At 58.3% G+C, this 18,076-nt stretch carries 14 protein-coding genes, 2 pseudogenes and 2 CRISPR repeat arrays (1 of these 18 running past the window's edge); all 16 genes and pseudogenes read right to left on the bottom strand.

Annotated features, from left to right (window positions below; all coding sequences use genetic code 11):
- A pseudogene (locus IDH44_RS26800) lies at positions 1-369 on the bottom strand (hypothetical protein); the annotation flags it as partial.
- Positions 370-399: 30 nt separating this feature from the next.
- Positions 400-2,022, bottom strand: a complete 1,623-nt coding sequence (locus IDH44_RS23450) for a type 2 periplasmic-binding domain-containing protein (protein WP_190921262.1) — start codon at positions 2,020-2,022, stop codon at positions 400-402.
- Between the two features lie 212 nt (positions 2,023-2,234).
- Complete coding sequence (locus IDH44_RS23445; RefSeq protein WP_190921261.1) at positions 2,235-3,143, bottom strand: carbohydrate ABC transporter permease; 909 nt, start codon at positions 3,141-3,143, stop codon at positions 2,235-2,237.
- Between the two features lie 13 nt (positions 3,144-3,156).
- Positions 3,157-4,149 (bottom strand): ABC transporter permease, encoded by a 993-nt coding sequence (locus tag IDH44_RS23440; protein ID WP_317890243.1) that lies wholly within the window; start codon positions 4,147-4,149, stop codon positions 3,157-3,159.
- Between the two features lie 756 nt (positions 4,150-4,905).
- Positions 4,906-5,760, bottom strand: coding sequence for an NAD-dependent epimerase/dehydratase family protein (locus IDH44_RS23435; protein ID WP_190921259.1), 855 nt, complete (start codon positions 5,758-5,760; stop codon positions 4,906-4,908).
- A gap of 259 nt (positions 5,761-6,019) precedes the next feature.
- Positions 6,020-7,112: a CRISPR direct-repeat array (repeat unit 32 nt; unit sequence GTTTCAATCCACGCATCCCAGTGGGATGCGAC).
- Between the two features lie 215 nt (positions 7,113-7,327).
- Positions 7,328-7,618 carry a CRISPR-associated endonuclease Cas2 gene (gene cas2, locus IDH44_RS23430; RefSeq protein WP_190921258.1) on the bottom strand — a complete coding sequence of 97 codons (291 nt, stop codon included), beginning with the start codon at positions 7,616-7,618 and terminating at the stop codon, positions 7,328-7,330.
- Positions 7,619-7,628: 10 nt separating this feature from the next.
- A complete protein-coding gene (gene cas1c, locus IDH44_RS23425) occupies positions 7,629-8,660 on the bottom strand; it encodes a type I-C CRISPR-associated endonuclease Cas1c (RefSeq protein WP_190921257.1) in 1,032 nt (343 codons plus the stop codon).
- A complete protein-coding gene (cas4, locus tag IDH44_RS23420; RefSeq protein ID WP_190921256.1) occupies positions 8,657-9,355 on the bottom strand; it encodes a CRISPR-associated protein Cas4 in 699 nt (232 codons plus the stop codon). The genes cas1c and cas4 overlap by 4 nt, the downstream gene beginning before the upstream one ends.
- A complete protein-coding gene (gene cas7c / locus IDH44_RS23415; RefSeq protein WP_190921255.1) occupies positions 9,345-10,208 on the bottom strand; it encodes a type I-C CRISPR-associated protein Cas7/Csd2 in 864 nt (287 codons plus the stop codon). The genes cas4 and cas7c overlap by 11 nt, the downstream gene beginning before the upstream one ends.
- A gap of 24 nt (positions 10,209-10,232) precedes the next feature.
- Positions 10,233-12,158, bottom strand: a complete 1,926-nt coding sequence (gene cas8c, locus IDH44_RS23410) for a type I-C CRISPR-associated protein Cas8c/Csd1 (protein ID WP_190921254.1) — start codon at positions 12,156-12,158, stop codon at positions 10,233-10,235.
- Positions 12,155-12,877, bottom strand: coding sequence for a type I-C CRISPR-associated protein Cas5c (gene cas5c / locus IDH44_RS23405; protein ID WP_190921263.1), 723 nt, complete (start codon positions 12,875-12,877; stop codon positions 12,155-12,157). Before cas5c ends, cas8c begins: the two co-directional genes overlap by 4 nt.
- 49 nt (positions 12,878-12,926) lie before the next feature.
- Complete coding sequence (gene cas3 / locus IDH44_RS23400; RefSeq protein ID WP_190921253.1) at positions 12,927-15,380, bottom strand: CRISPR-associated helicase Cas3'; 2,454 nt, start codon at positions 15,378-15,380, stop codon at positions 12,927-12,929.
- A 296-nt stretch (positions 15,381-15,676) separates the two neighbouring features.
- Positions 15,677-15,829, bottom strand: a pseudogene (locus tag IDH44_RS23395) (zeta toxin family protein); the annotation flags it as partial.
- Positions 15,822-16,034: a hypothetical protein gene (locus IDH44_RS23390; protein ID WP_190921264.1), complete on the bottom strand. Its 213-nt coding sequence runs from the start codon at positions 16,032-16,034 to the stop codon at positions 15,822-15,824. The pseudogene IDH44_RS23395 and the gene IDH44_RS23390, both read right to left, overlap by 8 nt.
- Positions 16,035-16,616: 582 nt before the next feature.
- A complete protein-coding gene (locus IDH44_RS23385; RefSeq protein ID WP_190921252.1) occupies positions 16,617-16,781 on the bottom strand; it encodes a HEPN domain-containing protein in 165 nt (54 codons plus the stop codon).
- Entirely contained in the window at positions 16,771-17,115 is a 345-nt protein-coding gene (locus IDH44_RS23380) for a nucleotidyltransferase domain-containing protein (RefSeq protein WP_190921251.1), read from the bottom strand. Before IDH44_RS23380 ends, IDH44_RS23385 begins: the two co-directional genes overlap by 11 nt.
- A 120-nt stretch (positions 17,116-17,235) precedes the next feature.
- Positions 17,236-18,076: direct repeats of the CRISPR family, unit length 32 nt; unit sequence GTTTCAATCCACGCATCCCAGCGGGATGCGAC; it runs 1,696 nt beyond the window's last position.

Here is an 18,076-nt window from a genome sequence, read left to right as displayed (position 1 = left end):
ATTTTGGCGGCTATTCGGCGTCCCCGCGCCGCTTCCCCTCCTGCAGCCGCCATTTTGGCGGCTATTCGGCGTCCCCGCGCCGCTTCCCCTCCCGCAGCCGCCATTTTGGCGGCTATTCGGCGTCCCCGTGCCGCTCCCCCTCCTGCAGCCGCCATTTTGGCGGCTATTCGGCGTCCCCGCTCCGCTTCCCCTCCTGCAGCCGCCATTTTGGCGGCTATTCGGTGTCCGCGCGCCGCTTCCCCTCCTGCAGCCGCCATTTTGGCGGCTATTCAACCTCCCCGCGCCGCTTCCCCTCCTGCAGCCGCCATTTTGGCGGCTATTCGGCGTCCCCGCGCCCGTCTCCTCGCCCGGCAAAAGGCCGATGCGCAAGCGCATCGGCCTTTTGCCATTATGATTCGGTTAGCTGGCCAGCCAGCGATCGTAGGCCGCCTGATAGATTTCGGCCATGCGCTCGCCGCCCATCTTCTTGATGGTATTCAGGTAGCTGTCCCAGTTCGAGAGCGGCTCCGCGCCGGTGACGAACTTGGCCTCCATCTGCCGCACGTACGTATTGAGATCGGAGGTCATCTGCGTCACCTCGGCCTGCTCCTCCGGCGTCAGGAAGAGCACCGGGAACGGGATGCGCGCGCCGCGGTCGAGCAGCTTCGTCTTGGTCTCGTTTTTGATCCAGTCGTCGACCTCGCCCAGCAGACCGTTGTCGATCTCCGCCAGGTTGATCGTCGGCGCCGGGATGCCGTAGTTCGGCGTGATCTTGGAGCGATACTCCTCGCGATCGCCGCCGTCCGGTACAGGCAGATATTCCTTCTCATACGTGTCCTCGTCCGTATACTGCCACAGCACGCCCTCGGGCCCCTTGTTGAACATCGTCGCGCCTTCGATCGAGTAGATGTAGTCCACCCACCGCATCGACGCTTCCGGCGACGGATTGGTGCTGGAGATGGCGTAGGCGCCGGTATTGATGCCCTTGTTCTTGGCGATCGCCGGCTCGTCCACGCCCTCGCCCGTCACCGGCAGGAACATCGGATCGTCGGTATTGGGCTCCTCGCCCATCATCTGGAACGCCGTCCAGGCCGAGTACAGGCCGAGCTGATTGTTGCGCGCCTTGGCCTCGCGCTGCTCCGCCGTCTGGGAGAAGCTCTCCTGATCGAGCAGCTCGTCCTCCCACAGCCGGTTCAGATAGGTCAGGTAGTCCTTGTACCCTTCTTCCATCGGGGTGTAATGCACCTGGCCGTCGTCATCGACGTAGATCTCCTCCTCGTAGATGCCGAATGCGCCGAGCAGCCACGTGCGGATATCGCGCAGGCTGTTGCCGGGCGAGGCCGAGGAGAGCGGGATCTCGTCGGCCTGACCGTTGCCGTTCGGATCCTCCTCCTTGACCCGCTTGAGATAATCGTACAGCTCCTCGGTCGTCTGCGGCAGCTGCTCGACGCCGAGCGCCTCCAGGAATTCACCGTTGTACCAGAGCGGATTGCGATACCACGGCTGGTTGAATTCGATGACCGGCAGCGCGTAGATGTGGCCGTCCGGGGCCGTGATCGATTTTTTGATGTCCGGATTCTCGTCGAGGATCGCCTTGACGTTGGGCGCGTAATTCTCGATCAGATCCTCCAGCGGCAGCAGGATGCCTTGTCCGCCGTAATTCATCTGCTCCGCAGGCGTCAGCCCGGCCGCGTAGAAGACATCCGGGTACGTGCCGCTCGCGAACACGAGGTTTTTCTTCGTCTCGAAGCCGTCCTTGGGCGCATTCTGGAATTCCATGTGAATCCCCGTGAGCTCCTCCATCTCCTCGAACACGGGCATCTTGTCCCAGCTCTGGATGCCGACGTCCGGCGCCATCATCGTGAGCGTCAGCGGCTCGCTGACAATCGGGAAGCCCTCCTTGCTAACCGTGCTCGCAGCCTCATTCTCCGCGCCGCCTGTCGCGCCGCCGTTGTCATTGTCCGCCGAGCTGCATCCCGCCAGCACGCCCCCTAGCATGGCGCCGGCCAGCAGCAGCTGCAGACCTTGTTTTGTTTTTGTCATGGTGGTGCCCCTCCCTTGGGTCTTAGAACCCTTGATTGTATCATAAACGGAGCTGGCGGTATGCTGGCAAGCGCGACCAGGCAGCCTCGCCTCGGCGATCCCCGCCCCGCGCTTCCCGTCCTCCCGCAGCACTCCGGTTACGAGCGTAGATTCATCGCATGGTGGCGGCTCTCGGCGTACAACCCTCCACGCAGCACGATCGCTCGCCCCGCTCAGCCCTTGACCGAGCCGATCATCACGCCCTGCACGAAGTAGCGCTGCAGGAACGGATAGACGGCGATGACCGGCAGCGTCGAGACGATGATGACCGCGTACTTCACCAGCGAAGCGACCTCGGCCTTGCTCGCCGCAGCCGCCGCCATGTCCGAGCTGAGCGCCTCGTTGGTCTCCGAGCCCATCTGCTGCAGCACCAGGATCTGGCGCAGCACCATCTGCAGCGGATACTTGGACTCGTCGTTGAGGTAGATCAGCGCGGTGAAGTAGCTGTTCCAATGCATGACGCCGTAGAATAGCGCCATCACCGCGATGATCGGCGCCGACAGCGGCAGCACGATCCGCACGAACAGGCGCAGATTGGTGCAGCCGTCGATGTGCGCCGCCTCCTGCAGCTCGCGCGGGATCGTAGACTGGAAGAACGTCCGCGCCACGATCAGGTTCCACACGGTGACGGACACCGGCAGGATCAGCGCCCACATCGAATTGATCAGCCCCAGATCCTTGACCACCAGGTAGAGCGGCACCAGGCCGCCGTTGAAGAACATCGTGATCAGGATCAGGATCATGAACAGATTGCGCCCGTAGAAGTCGCTGCGACTGAGCGCATATGCCGCCGGCAGCGTGATCGCCAGATTGATCAGCGTCCCGATCGCGGTATACAGGATCGTATTGCCGTAGCCGGTCCAGATCTTGGCATTGTCGAAGACGAGTCGGTAGCCGTCCAGAGTGAGCCCCTTGGGCCACAGCCACATCTCGCCGGAATTGACGAACTTCGGCGTGCTGATCGAGGCGCTGATCATGTAGAGCAGCGGATAGAGCACGACCAGCAGCGCCGCGCTCAGGAACAGATACACCAGGACGAGGAAGACCTTGTCTCCCCTGGATTCCTTGATTGCCGATACCATATCGGGACCTCCTTTACCACAGACTGTTGCCCGTCCTCTTGGCGATGCGGTTGAGCGTGACGAGCAGGATGGCGTTGATGACCGAGTTGAACAAGCCGACCGCCGTAGAGAAGCTGAGCTGATTATTCACCAGACCGGTCCGGTAGACGAAGGTGGCGATGACGTCCGAGGACTCCATGTTGAGCGAATTCTGCAGCAGCAGGATCTTCTCGTAGCCGACGCTCAGCATGTTGCCGACATTGAGGATCAGCAGGATCGAGATCGTCGGGACGATCGTCGGCAGATTGATGTGCAGCACCCGTCGCAGCCGGCTCGCCCCGTCGACGATCGCCGCCTCATGCAGCTGCGGATCGACTCCGGCCAGAGCTGCCAGGTAGATGATCGTGCCCCAGCCGGTGCTCTGCCACACCCCGGAGACGACGTACACCGTCTTGAACCAGCGCGGGTCCTCGAGGAAGGCCGGCGTGTCGATGCCGATCCCCTCCAGCATGCGGATCAGGATGCCCGACGACGGACTGAGGAAGGTGATGATCATCCCCGCCATGACGACGAGCGAGATGAAGTGCGGCGCATACGTAACCGTTTGCACGCCGCGCTTGAACAGGCCGTCCTTGACCTCGTTGAACGCCAGCGCCAGGATGATCGGCAGCGGGAATCCGACGGCCAGCTCGTAGAGACTGATGCTGAACGTATTCCAGAGCAGGTCCCAGAAGTAATAGGAATTGAAGAACCGCTCGAAGTGATCGAATCCGATCCACTCGCTCCCGGTGATGCCCTTGGTCGGCAGGAAGTTCTTGAAGGCGATCTGGATGCCGTACATCGGCAAGTAATGGAACACGAAAAAATACAGCAGACACGGCGCGATAAACAGGTACAGCTCCCAATTGTGCATGATGCGTCTGCGCCACTGGTTGCGCTTGCGTCCCGGCTGCGGGGAATTGCGCTTTGGATGCGACCGGGTCGTCGCAGACTCCGGGCTTGCTTGCGCTGGCACGCTGGCTTTCACAATCGAACGCCTCCTTTCTGTGAGCGTATTCATCGCCGGCTTGCTCCGGCTTATGGTCAAATTGTAAAGAGGCCGCGCAGTCATCGTAAATATGTCGTCTGTGCATTGTCACGCCAAAAAGCCCGCAGCGCCAGGCGCAGCAGGCTTTTTGAATAAACAGGAACCGGCGTAAATGGTCCGTGACAAGGCTGGCATTGCCGGTGAAATGTGTAGAATTTGACCGTGCAAGAGCGGCCTATCGAGGGCTATGAGACCCTATTGGCCTATGAGACCCTGTTGAGTCCTATTGAGGCCTATCGAGGGCTACGAGACACTATTGAGGCGTAACGGGCGTGCGGGAGCATGCAGGCGGCGAGCGCGGAAGCGAAAAAATTTCATCCGCGACCAGCCGGGCTCGCTGTACAAAGCCATATGCGGCAGCTGGCATAGCGGCGGAGCATCGTATGACGCGCCATCGCGTCACGATTGGGCATCCCGCTTCGCAGAATTGATCCACATTGTTGTGTAGCGGATAGTAACGGACATTTTTGTCCGTTAGCCATTCTTTTCCACGGAAGCGGGCCTTCTAACAGACATTTTTGTCCGTTAGAAGGCCCGCTCATTGGCGAAATCATCGTTTTCTCACGCTAATGGTCAAAAATGTCCGTTAGGAAACGGAATATTGCCAAAAAGCCCGCTAGCGGACATTTTTGTCCGTTAGCACAGACTCAGCAACCTTCACCACAGTCTTTGCTTGAGCCGCTTTGAGCCGCTGGTCTACTGCACCTCCACGTAATCCCGCCAGCGATGCTGCGGTTGCCAGCCCAGCAGCCGCTTCGCCTTGGAGCTGTCGAGCAGCGTCTCGTAGCCCTCGAGCGGCGCGCGAATGTCGGCGACGTCAGGGTACCGGGCGGCGAGCAAGTCGCGCGTCGGAATATCCATGCTCGTCTCGTCGTTCGCGAGATTGAGCGCGACCGAGCCCAGCCCCTCGGCTTCGAGGGCCAGTCGGCAGGCCGTGCCCGCATCGCGCGCGTCGATGTAGCTCCACAGGATGACTTCGCGCTTGGCCGGCTGATGAATGAAGCCCGGAAAATTCGCATACATGTCCGGCGCGATTACGTTTCCCAGTCGGAACGAGACGACCTGCATGCCGGTGCGGCGGTGGAACATATCGGCGGTCTGTTCGTTGACGATCTTGGACAGCCCGTAGCTGTCCTCCGGGAGCTGCGGATGCGCCTCGTCGATCGGCACGTACAAGGGCTCCAGTCGTTTCAGCGGGAAGACGAGCCCGTACGACGACTCGGAGGAGGCGATCACGGCTTTGCGTATGCCCAGTCCCGCCGCCGCTTCCAGCACATTGTACGTCGTCATCACATTGTTGCGAAATGTGCGCTCGTTGGCATGGGTGTAAGCCTGCGGGATCGCCGCGAGATGCACGAGGGCGTCGGCGCCTTGCAGCACACCGTACACTTCGCCGAGGTTCTCGAGATCCGTCACGACAGTACGAACACCCGGCTCCTCGGAGCGGCGCTGATCGGCATTGACCACCTCGTATCCGCTCGCCAGCAACTCCTTCACGACCCACACACCTAGCCGACCGCTGCCTCCGGTTACGACGACCTTTTTTTTCATGATGTTAGCCCTCCTCATGGCAAGTAAAGTCCGCGAAAGGCGGACGCACTTGTTGTGCTTAGTATGGTCCGCGCACGTGCAGACGCACTTGTTGTTCGTAGTTTTAATCCATGCATTCCAGTGGGATGCGATAGCCGCACCCAGACTCCCTGACAGCGTAAGGGTGCCCGGAGCCAAAAGTGCAAACCTGATACCAGTATACATTTTTTTGAGTTAGAAAAACGAGCCTTTTGTCCATATTTGATGAATTTTGAATCGGGTTTCAATCCACGCATCCCAGCGGGATGCGACTAAAAAGTGTTCTCAGACCTTAACTTAGTTGAGATGTTTCAATCCACGCATCCCAGTGGGATGCGACCACTTACGAGCGGGTTTGTGGGCTGGACAATGCGGTTTCAATCCACGCATCCCAGTGGGATGCGACTTAAGACAAATTCTTAACCCAACTGAGGAGACGATGTTTCAATCCACGCATCCCAGTGGGATGCGACTTAAAAAATGGAAAATACAATCAATGATCAGTTGGTTTCAATCCACGCATCCCAGTGGGATGCGACGCGGAATTTATATCGGATTATGACTTAGGTGTTGTGTTTCAATCCACGCATCCCAGTGGGATGCGACTTGATTATATCGCTAATGGAACGGCGCTATATGTGTTTCAATCCACGCATCCCAGTGGGATGCGACATTTGCTAATGGAAGAGCTTACAATTAGAATTATGTTTCAATCCACGCATCCCAGTGGGATGCGACCAAACTGCTCGAGCGACTCGACAAGCGACGCGAAGTTTCAATCCACGCATCCCAGTGGGATGCGACTGCCGAGCTTCATCATGTATCGGCCCGGCTGCGCATGTTTCAATCCACGCATCCCAGTGGGATGCGACACTTTGTTCGCGTTCCAAGAAAAATCCATCTCCGTTTCAATCCACGCATCCCAGTGGGATGCGACGTGTCAATTGTAAAATCTCTAATTGTAATATCAGGTTTCAATCCACGCATCCCAGTGGGATGCGACTGATAATTCCGTCATTATTTTTTACCCAACATGTGGTTTCAATCCACGCATCCCAGTGGGATGCGACTCAAAGAGGCATTAGCCGCCGTACCAAGCGCCGCGTTTCAATCCACGCATCCCAGTGGGATGCGACGCGCCGTCAGGATTGACGGTGATACCGGGCGATGGCGTTTCAATCCACGCATCCCAGTGGGATGCGACCCGCACCGCCCCGATGCGGAGCTGCTGTTGACGGTTTCAATCCACGCATCCCAGTGGGATGCGACGCAAGATCGATCACAAGGCGATCGGGAGGGCTTGTTTCAATCCACGCATCCCAGTGGGATGCGACAGCGGCGCCCGGGAGCCCTTACGGGGCAAGGGCTCCCGGGCCCAAAAGTGCGAACCTATTTTTAGTATACGTTTTTCGGCCGCAAAAGACGAGCCCTTCCCCAAAAAAGCCAGTGCTGGCGCGGGGTGCGAACCTCCCGGGGAAATCATGTGCACCTGGGGTTCGCACCGCCGGCTCGCCAGTTACTCGTTAGTCACTTACCAGTCACTCTCCGTTCAAAAGATAACCGGCCCCTCTACATCGATCGATGCCTTGGCCCCGACATGCTCGACCTTGCTCTTGTAGTTATTGCCCAGCCTATAGAAGCGAAGGCTGTCGCTCTCTTCGTCAATCAGCTCAAGCAATCGGATCTTCAACGAGGCGAACTGCGCAGCATCGACGATGCATTCGAAGACCGAATTCTGTACGCGCTGTCCGTACGCTTGGCAGGTCTTGGCCACCTGGCGCAGGCGGCGCTGGCCGGCCGGCGTCGTCGTGCTGACATCATAGGTGATCAGCACCAGCATCGTTCCTCACCTACTTCCACAGGAATGGCGGGTATTCATCGAGATCGCCGCGCAGGTAGCGGGCGAGCAGCAGCGCCTGCACATGCGGCACCAGACCCCAGGTGATCTTCTCGCCCAGATACGGATGGGTGAGCTCCTCCTGCTTGCGCTCCTGCCAGGCCGACAGGAAGGCCCGACGCGGCTCGTCCTTCATGACGACCGCCCCGTTCTCCTTGGTCAGAAAGTCGTCCTTCGCCACCTGCTTGCGATTGATCATCGACAGCACGAAGCGGTCCGCCACGACGCCGCGCAGCTCCTCCATCACATCAAGCGCCAGCGATTCGCGCCCGGGACGGTCGCGGTGCATGAAGCCGACATAGGCATCCAGTCCGACGCCCTCCAGCGCGGCGCGCATATCATGGGCCAGCAGCGTATACGCGAACGACAGCATCGCATTGACCGGATCGAGCGGCGGACGACGCGTGCGCTGCTTGAACGCGAAGACATCCTTTTGCTGCAGGATCATCTCGTCGAACAGCCGATTGTAGACCACGGCGGCCTGCCCCTCCAGCCCGCGCAGCCGATCCAGGTCCGTGCACGCGCGGACCTCCGCCATGACCAGCGATAGCTGACGCGAGCCTTCCTTGAACGCCTCCGCATCGATACGCAGCGCATAATCCCGGGCCGTCCGCTCGAGCATCCACTTGTGATTGTACAGCTTGCCGAGGATGAAATTACGCGCGATGACCGCCGAGGACGGCTCGTCCTCGGACAGCAGGTATTGCCGCTTGCGCAGCACGACGTTGCCCTTGCTCTCGCCGATCACCCGGGCCAGGAAGCGCCCGTTCATGGTGAGGAAGACGATGGCGATATTGCGCTCAGCGCAATAGCCCATCAGGGCGGGACTGGCACCGGCATAGCCGAAGGCGACGATCGATTCGAAGTTGTGCAGCGGCAGCTGCGCCACCTTCTGCTGCTCCCGCTGGAGAACGACGTTGTCGCCCTCCAGCGACAGATACGTGGACGGCTGCGTGACGAACAGCGTATTGAGCAGCTTTTTCATTCGCCGACCTCCCCTTCTTCCCCGGCCTTCCCTTCTTCCCCGAGCTTCGCTGCGATGTAGCTGCCGACCGAGCGCTTGCCCAGCATCCCCGGCAGACAGCGATGCTGGAGCGAGCAGCTCCGGCAATGCGGCCCGGTCTTCACCTTGGGCGTATGATTGCGCCGGCGGTGCTCCTGCATCTCCAGCACCGTCTCCTTGACCTGCGCCTTGAGCACGGCCGTGAGCGGCACCGGGACGCGCTGTCGAATCTCGTGATAATACAGCTCGCCCCGCCCGACCTCGCATAGCAGCATCTCCTCCAGGCAGACCGCCTGCGCCGCCAGCTGCAGCACATCCTCGGCACCGCGCTTGGGCTTGCCGCGCTTGTACTCCACCGGCACGGGGAGATGGCGCCCGTCGGCGCCGTGGATCGGCACGCCCCGCTCCTCGTCCCGCAGGAATTCGACGACGTCGCAGCGCCCGCTTAGCCCCAGCTCCCGCGACTGCACCGCCATCGCCCGCACGACCAGCTTGTCGCCGCGCTTCTCGCGCACGAAGGGCTGGTCGGCCTTCTGATGCAGATGCTGCCCCTCCACCGTTCGGACATTCTCTTCCCATTGCTGCTCGATATGGATGAGTGCCCACTGTCTTTTGCAGAATTGGAAGTGCTGAATCTCCGAGATCATCAAGAAGTCGTCTTCGTCGTTATAGCCCATCGAGGATCTGGACTTCGAGTCCGTCCAGCGGAGCTACCGAGAAGGTATAGTCCTCATAGCCCCGCGGCTCGTCGGAGATGCGCTCGGCGAGCAGCGAACGGTGGACCTTGGCCGAGGAATACTGCCCCAGCTTGGAGCCATGCTCCCACCAGTACACCGTGCGCACCTCCATGCTGCCCTCCGGCCGCGCCGATGACAGGTCGTTCTCGAACAGCGTCCGCAGCGTCTGCTTGAGCTTCTCGGCATCCTCGATCGTGAAGCCGGTCTTCTCCGCCAGTTGGGTGTTGATGCTGCCATAGAAGACGTACACGCCTGAGTCGACGCGGTGCTTCATCCCCATCGTATCCGAGCCCCGGGACGTGCCCGGCTCCGAGTTGACGCTCTTGGTGATCTGCGTGCTCGTGATGTCGATCGGATGCAGACTCGTCGCAGTATGGATCGAGACCGGACCGCGTACAGGGACTGAGACGCCGGTGCCGCTCTTGTCGCCCTTGAAGGCGAACACCTGGCCGAAGCTGCGCACATCGATCCAGGTCTGGCAGGCGAGCTGGGCGAATTCGTCGGCTGAGCCGTTTTTCGACTTCATGATCTTCTCCAGGTCCGGGTTGCCCTCGGCCCGCTCGCGCAGGCTGTTGTAGCTGTCGTTCTTGCGGTCGTTCGACTGGACGAAGACGGCCTCGCCCATGTCCTGCAGCCGATTGCGGATTTTGCGCTTCAGCGCGACGTCGGAGATTTCCCCGTAGCCGTCGTAGTTTTGACGTGGGCGGTTGCCGTTGAGCGGGTCGCCGTTCGGGTTCGCTTTTTTCACCGACAGGACGACGGCGAAGTCGATTTTATGGTCCAATATAGTCAAGTTAATCGCTCCTTTAGATTGGCATTAAGACGAGCTGGTATCTGTATCCGCTGCCAGCTCGGGCTTCGGCTCCTTGTCCTTCTTCTGATACAGCTCATGACGCTGGCTGTAGAAGCCGAGCAGGTACAATTCCGATAGCGGCTGATTATTGAACTCCTTGATCTTGAACTGGAACCCGATTTCATCGATGATCTTGGTCCAGTAGGTCGCGGTCACACCGAGCCTTGCCTGGTACGGCTGCAAGCATTGCTGAATCGTGCTCCAGGTGCGCGCCGGATGCTTGGCGAATTCGTTCATGTACCGGATCGCGTTGGTGGCGCGCTTCTCGTCGCCGAGCGCGCGGCGCTCCAGCACGTCCGCGACGGCGAGCATACGCCCGAACAGATAATTGCGGTTGTCGTTCTCCAAGTCTAGTGCCACATGCGTCTCCTCCTCTTGATTGACTAAAGCGCAGGCGATGCTCAGCGTCTTCTCCCATTCCCACGTATCCATCGCCACCGGATTGGAAGCGCGCTGCACGGCGCTACGGACGATATCCACCGGCACCCTGCGCCCGTCCAGGATACAGGGCAGCATGCGCTCCATCAGGCCCTTGACGATCTTGTCATCGGCGCGCGGACCGTACGCCGCGAAGGCGATATCCTTCGTTGCAGGCGCGCCGTAGAATTCGATATACTTGCCCTCGGCATCCTTGCGGTAGCGGTGCAGCCATACACAGGTGGAATGCCACTCCACCAGACGGTCGATATAGGTATCCTTATGAAGATTCCGGTAGTACAGCACGGCCATACGCCCGGTCGTCGCCGAATCGAGGATCAGCAGATTGACGTTGTCCTGCTCGTCGAAGCCCGGTTCCCCGACCTTGTTGCGGTAGCCGCTCAGCCCCTTGGCGAATTCGACCGCGAATTCCCGCCACGTGTAATGGATGCGCTCCGGCGTCGCCACCGCGCCCGGGTCCAGCTCGAACGCATCCTCCGTCGGATCGGCCGTATCCGGCGCCGTGTTGCCCCATACCAGGAAGACGCGCTGATCGTGTTGCTTGCCCTGGCGGTTGATGAGCCACTTGAGCGCATTGTGCGCCTTCTGCGAGACGTCGTAGCTGATGCTCGCCGCCTCGCTGCCGGTCAGGAACCGCCCGCGGAAGGTGAAGCCCGACGTATCGTTGGAGGAGATGAGCTTGGCATTATCTCCGGCGTGCCGGATGCGCTTGGCATGACGCTCGGTCGCCGGCTGGCGCTCGCCGGTGACGTAGCAGACATCCTCGTCGCCGAGCACTTCTTTATAATAGGAGATGAATGAATCGTACATCTCCGGGTCCTTCCACACATCGGTGTACAGGCCGGTCGTATACACATTGAAGCGGACGAACGCATCCTCCTGGGGCCCGGCCACCACGCCGAAGATGTCCGGCTTGACCGGCGCGAGCGACTCGTGGGTCTTGTCCCACTTCTCGATCAGCTTGCCGTCGCCCGGCTCCAGATGCAGGATCGGATTGGGCTGATGGACGAGGTCGTGAATGAGCGTCCCTTGCTGCAGGTAGCGATAGATGCTCCGCACCTTGGCATTCGCATGCTCCGAATTCGCCCACTTCGCGAGTTCTTCGATGTATTTCGGGTAATGGGGGAATTTCTTCGAATTGCGTCCATAGGTCGCGAAGTCTCCGGCCACATAGCTCAGCTTGTCATGAAGCGGGAACGGGAAGACCGAGCTGCCCGCACGGCTCGACGAATCCTCCGTCGTCGGAATGAGCGTCTCCAGCTCCGCTTTGCTCAGCACCCTGGCCGAGTGGAAGCCGCCGTCCTCGGTGACCAGCACTTCAATATGCGCATTTTGCGTCGTGTGGGCGATCGGCAGCAGCGTGAACTCCTGGTCCTTGCGTCTTTTCTCAATCTTGCCAATCCGGCCCGTGTTGGCCTCGTATGTCTGATACAGGTTGAGCAGCCAGCTCATCCGCCTTTCACCTCCTCTTCCAGCTGCGCATGCAGCGTATCCACGCGCTCCATCTCGTTCAGTCCGAATACCTTGGCCTTCATCGGCCCGATCGTTCGCACGAGCTCGCACGCCTCCGGACGAATGAAGGCAATAACGCCGTTGTCCATGACCGGCCGCCATAGGCGAATCTCCAGCGCATCCCGGCCTGTCTCGTCCGGATAGTTGAAGCCGTGCACCATCGTCCCGAGATGCTGCTCGCCGGCTTCGTCATAGGCTCCCTCCCCCTCGCCGAACACGCATGGCTCCACATAGCCCTGGCACTCGCGCGCGCCGAGGAAGATATCTCTTCGCCCGCCGGCTCGCAGCGAGCGCTTGAGGATGTTGTGGTGCTTGTGCTCGTTGCGGTCATCCGCCAGCTCGGGGCGGTGCTCGTTGAATTCGAAGTAGGCCCGCACCTGATAGCGCACATCCCGCAGATACGTATAGTTCGCGAGCGTATTGCCGCCCCCGTACTCCAGCGGGCGGATGCCCTTGGACTCCATCCGGATCGGCTTCATGATGCGCACCGCATCGATGTACATGATCAGAGTCGGCTTCCAATATATTGATTCCACGATCCCCTTCAACGCTTGGTATGTAGGTACATGATAGGACAGCTTCTCGCCGCCGATCTTGGTGAGCGGGTCAGTAAAAAGGGCATACGTGCCGCAGAGTTCAAATTCAATGGCATTGCGAATCTTCTTTGTGTCTTGCGTCGTTTTGATGTTGGTTCACCTCCTTTCGCGTCTAGCAGATCGCCGCCTCGAACCTACCGTCATTATTCACATTCAGCCCATACTCCTTGCTGTACGCGCCTTCCTTCAGCACCAGCACCTTGCCGTCCAGCAGCGCCTCCAGCCCGCCGTTCTCGCTCAGTCGGCGCTGCTCATGCGGCATCAGATTGACGGTGAACTGCTGGGCAGCCCGCAGCTCCCGGCCCAGCTCCTGGATCGACAGTCCACTATTCAATGCCGCGATCAGCCGCTTGCCGTCGCCATATGGCGCGATAGCGGACACGCCATGCGTAGCGATAACCTCGAAGTGATCGGCCGCCGTACGAGGGGCATTGGTCATGAATAGATTCAGCGGCCCTTTTTGGCGGTGCGCCTTGTACGCATCATAGTAGGAGTCCTGGGATGTGCGCGATTCGATCAGCAGGCTGGTCATCGTCTGACCGAGTCGCGGAATCGGATAATTCAGCTCATTCTCCAGCTTCCGATAATACCGTTGAAAATACAGACGCATCGCCCCGGTGGACAGCATATGCCCGCCGTGCAGCTCGGGATTGCCGCGCAGATCGATCAGGATCGGCTCGGTGCTGCTCTGCCCCGCGCGGATCTCCGGCAGATGGCGCAGATCCTCCTCCGCGTGCCGGATCACGTCGACCTGTCCCGTCCCCTTCTCCCCGTGCCGATTGCACCGCCCGGCCGCCTGCGCGATCGAATCGAGCCCGGCCAGCGAACGAATGACGCGGTGGAAGCTGACGTCTACGCCAGCTTCAATGAGCGGCGTACTCACGCATACGACCGGCTCCTCCCGGTCCAGATGCTCCCTGATCTTGGCCAGTTCCGACTTGCGATGGTCCGCGCACATCGCCGTGCTCAGATGATAGACCGGCACGCCGCAGCCCTTCAGCCGGACATAGAGCCGCTGCACGACCGACTTGGTGTTCAGTATGACGAGCGTGCTGGGCGTCTCGTCCAGTGGGGCCAGCACGCTTGCCGCCAGACGTTCGGTATCGTAAGGCTGGTCCGCCGTGCGATCGTGCACGTCCACGCGCTTGAAGTCATTCGTCACCTCGTCCAGCGCCTGCACGATTTCGCCGTCCAGGTCCTTGTCCAGCTTGTGCTCGACGTATTCCAGCGCAGGCTGTGTCGCCGTACATAGCAGCATACTCGTATCGGCATGCTGCTTCAGGAAGTTGAGCGCGCGATTGAATAACGACACGCACGGAATCGGCACCTTCTGCACCTCGTCAAAGACGATGACGGCCTTGCTCAAATTGTGCAACCGACGAACATTACGCGTCCCGCGGGCGTAAAACACATTCAGAAACTGCACCATCGTCGTAAAGACAACCGGCGCGTCCCAATTATCCTTCGCCAGCTTGAGATTCTGACTCGTCCCGGGCAAGCCGTCCAGGTACTCGTCGTCCTCCCGCTCGTCCTGCACCACGTTCGAGTGGTGCTCCAGCAGATGTGCGTCGTCCTCGATTATTCTTCGAATCTCGTCCGCATTCTGCTCGATGATCGTCGTGTAAGGGATCACATAGACAATATGGTGCTTGTCCGTCCGCATGGCATGCCGCAGCGCATAGCGGAAGCTGGCCAGCGTCTTGCCGCCGCCGGTCGGAATCGACAGCGAATAGATGCCGGACGCGCGCTCGGCGAACTGCTCGCACTGCGCCGACATCTCCCGGCGCAGCCGGTTGATCCGGCTATCCGCGTCCTCACGCTCCAGATAGCTCGCCATGTGCTGCATCAGCTTGTCGTAGTAGGACTGGAACCGCATCCGGCGAGCCTCGGCGGCCTCCGGCTCCGGTGCGGCGGATGACGCTCCCTCTTCGAACAGTCGCGTATTCGTGCGGTCGGCATCGATCAGCGCGCTGAATACGAACTTCGTCAGCAGCATGATGCGGCTCTCCAGCGGCTCGGTGGAGGGCTGTACGCAGAAGGCCTCCAGCTCGCGGACTGCCTCGTCCACATACGCTTGCCACTGTGCCTCGGGCATGACGGTTACGAAGAAATCGTCGCGCGCCGTCTCGTAGTCCAGCTTGATCGGGTCCTTGTCACGCACGCGCCGCAGATAATCCGACTCCAGCTCCGGGCTCAGGTAATCGTGCAGGTACCCGTGATGCGACACGATGCAGTTGCCGACCACTTCCGACAGCAAGTAGCGCAGCCGATTAGCCTTGGGCGCTCCAATGTGCAGTCGCTCATACATCAACCGCCCGCCCGCCGTGGAGTGATCCACCTCGCCACGCTTCGCGCCCTGCTCTGGCTCGAAGACGGCCCTGCGGATATAGTCGCGAAATAGCGGCGTGCTCTTGCCCATGTCGTGCATCAGGCCCGCCAGTCCGGCAATATGCGCCACGCCCAGCTTTGCCCCGTAGTGCTCGGCCAGCGTCTTCACTTCCAGCAAATGCTGCCGGACAGACTGAATGGCATGGTCGCGCTCCCGAATATGGGCAATGTATCCCACAATTACCCTCCTCTCCATCGAAAAATAAGTCTTAAAGACTCACTATCATGTTATGGAATAGGCGTATAGACGCGTTTATCTAGTTATTTCGACATACCATAACATTTTCCTGCATATCCATATAAATTTTTTCAAATTTAGAGAGGTTGGTGGGAAATGACACGGGGGTGACGGGGAAAACAACAAAAAAAGCCTTGACCTCCGCTAGGAATGGACCAAGGCTGAACTACATGATTAAACGATACATATTGGGCCTCTGAAAACGCCACATTAACAGCCTGCATTCATAAAAATGTCTCGGGATAAAAGGGATCGATTCTTCTCGCCAAGACATCAGGATCAATGTTTACACCGATTCCCAGTCGATCCACAATCAAATTTCGGATGGTACTTTTACCGCTTCCGTTGTTGCCCGCGAACACATACATAACCGGCGATTGCTCAGTCATTGGCGCCCTTGGTCTTCGCAATTGGAATAATATCGCCGTTCGTATATTCTCTCACGATTTGCCCCTCAGAAGTCTTATAGACAATATAGGTATCGTTGGCTTTTGCATCCAGCTTGGCTCGATCACCTGTAAGCTTAATAAGCTTCTCCAGTTCTGTAAATCGATTCACAAGGCCACCATCCTGCCGTCCCAATTCCGATTTCATAATGGTCCCTCACTCCGCGCTATGTTGGCTGGTTAGTCTGTTTCAATCCACGCATCCGCGAGGGATGCGACAGCGGCGCCTCTGAGCCCTTTTGACGTATGGGATACCAGGCTCAAAAGTGTGAACCTATTTTTATCCTACATTTTTTGGAACAAAAAACGAGCCTATTTATAAAAAAGTCAGTGCTGGCGCGAGGTGCGAACCTCCCAGGAATTTTCATGTTCAACTGGGGTTCGCACCGGCTGCCTCACTTACTTATATGAGCAGTAGCTTGATGTCGAAGCCCGAGCCGCGAGAAAAAAGAACGTCGATTAAGCAGGCGTTCCTCAATCATCATTATGAATTGGCACCAACTCTAGTAACGAGCAAACGCCGAATATTGTCCATTTTCGTTAAAAAAACTTTAAATCTTCAAAATCAGCGGAGTGATTATTAAACCACCTCTGAACGAAAGTAACAAGTGTCTTACTGTTCTGATAGCAATGATTAACATCCTCCAGTGTACAATCGTATCCTAGGTATCTGGACATTGTAGAAAAGTTGGTAGGCTGCATAGCAGGCTCGATTACATCTGGATCTGATTCAACTCCAAGCGAAGACAATTCCAAGCTCCAAATCATGCGTAAATGCTGATTGATGGTAATGATAACAAGAGGTATCAAATTCACCAGATGCTTTTAACACCTCAGCTGATCTCCAGTCGCCCTTACTTTTATTAAACCATTCCAGACAGTCGTTATTTTTCATAAACAACAATTCCCTCCTGATAAACAGCGTCTCTAAAGAAGAACTTGTTGTCTAACTCCCACTCCGTGAGCGGCAGTAAGTCTATCCCTACAGTTCTCAAATTTCCTAATCGCGCCTTCAAATCAGACATTCGATTGGGCCACGAGGGATCGGTGAAGTCACCTAGCACGACAAAATCAAAATCGCTATCTCTTGTAGATTCTCCCCTGGCTTTGGACCCGAACAAGATGATACGCCTTACTAAAGGTTCCCCACTCACTCTATGCACAAATTCCTCTACTATAAATCGATCAGATGGACTTAGGTTTAGCCACTTCTTGCTTCCTGTGATCAATTCGACCCCTCCCTATGCAGGGGGCCTAGCGCACGCATCCGCGAGGGATGCGACTACGACCCATTTTTTGGAATTTGGATGTGTGTTTTAATCCACGTTTCCATTGTAGCAAAACTACTGACTGCAATCCACGCATCCCAGCGGGATGCGACTTTTCTTCGCGTTTGCCGCTGCCCTCGGACACTTAGTTTCAATCCACGCATCCCAGCGGGATGCGACAAATAATGCCACTCAAGCAGCTGATGATTCAGCGGTTTCAATCCACGCATCCCAGCGGGATGCGACATCAATTCAGAACAAATTGTCGGAGATTGAAGCGGTTTCAATCCACGCATCCCAGCGGGATGCGACATCTGTTTTCATCTGTAATGGGGATACTTATCGTGTTTCAATCCACGCATCCCAGCGGGATGCGACCGGGCCGCATGTCCATACCGTGCCCGTAGAAGTGTTTCAATCCACGCATCCCAGCGGGATGCGACGGACGGGCGCGCCGCTCACCTTGATCGTGATCTCGTTTCAATCCACGCATCCCAGCGGGATGCGACCCTATCAGCAGGCGAGCCGGTGCCGAACCTGGACGTTTCAATCCACGCATCCCAGCGGGATGCGACCGTCAAACGGCGTCACCGACTCGATTTTAACGCGTTTCAATCCACGCATCCCAGCGGGATGCGACAGGTCATGGCGGATATGTCCGTCGGCGAATTTACGTTTCAATCCACGCATCCCAGCGGGATGCGACTACATATTGACTAGACATGCTGCAATTCGCATTGTTTCAATCCACGCATCCCAGCGGGATGCGACGTGCTGGACGATATCGGAGAAACCGTATATGAAGTTTCAATCCACGCATCCCAGCGGGATGCGACGCGCTTGGAGCAAGACTACCTCAAGGACACCGCGGTTTCAATCCACGCATCCCAGCGGGATGCGACCTTCTAAAGCTGCCGTTCAT

The organism is Paenibacillus sabuli (genome assembly GCF_014705605.1).
GTDB lineage: Bacteria > Bacillota > Bacilli > Paenibacillales > Paenibacillaceae > Paenibacillus_D > Paenibacillus_D sabuli.
This window is presented reverse-complemented; position numbering and strand designations above follow the sequence as displayed.

What these genes read in the sequence shown, in the direction of transcription:
- IDH44_RS23450 (WP_190921262.1), bottom strand. Translation starts at nt 2,022, where the DNA reads ATGACAAAAACAAAACAAGGTCTGCAGCTGCTGCTGGCCGGCGCCATG.
- IDH44_RS23445 (WP_190921261.1), bottom strand. Translation starts at nt 3,143, where the DNA reads ATGGTATCGGCAATCAAGGAATCCAGGGGAGACAAGGTCTTCCTCGTC.
- IDH44_RS23435 (WP_190921259.1), bottom strand. Translation starts at nt 5,760, where the DNA reads ATGAAAAAAAAGGTCGTCGTAACCGGAGGCAGCGGTCGGCTAGGTGTG.
- cas2 (WP_190921258.1), bottom strand. Translation starts at nt 7,618, where the DNA reads ATGCTGGTGCTGATCACCTATGATGTCAGCACGACGACGCCGGCCGGC.
- cas1c (WP_190921257.1), bottom strand. Translation starts at nt 8,660, where the DNA reads ATGAAAAAGCTGCTCAATACGCTGTTCGTCACGCAGCCGTCCACGTAT.
- cas4 (WP_190921256.1), bottom strand. Translation starts at nt 9,355, where the DNA reads ATGGGCTATAACGACGAAGACGACTTCTTGATGATCTCGGAGATTCAG.
- cas8c (WP_190921254.1), bottom strand. Translation starts at nt 12,158, where the DNA reads ATGAGCTGGCTGCTCAACCTGTATCAGACATACGAGGCCAACACGGGC.
- IDH44_RS23390 (WP_190921264.1), bottom strand. Translation starts at nt 16,034, where the DNA reads ATGAAATCGGAATTGGGACGGCAGGATGGTGGCCTTGTGAATCGATTT.
- IDH44_RS23385 (WP_190921252.1), bottom strand. Translation starts at nt 16,781, where the DNA reads ATGAAAAATAACGACTGTCTGGAATGGTTTAATAAAAGTAAGGGCGAC.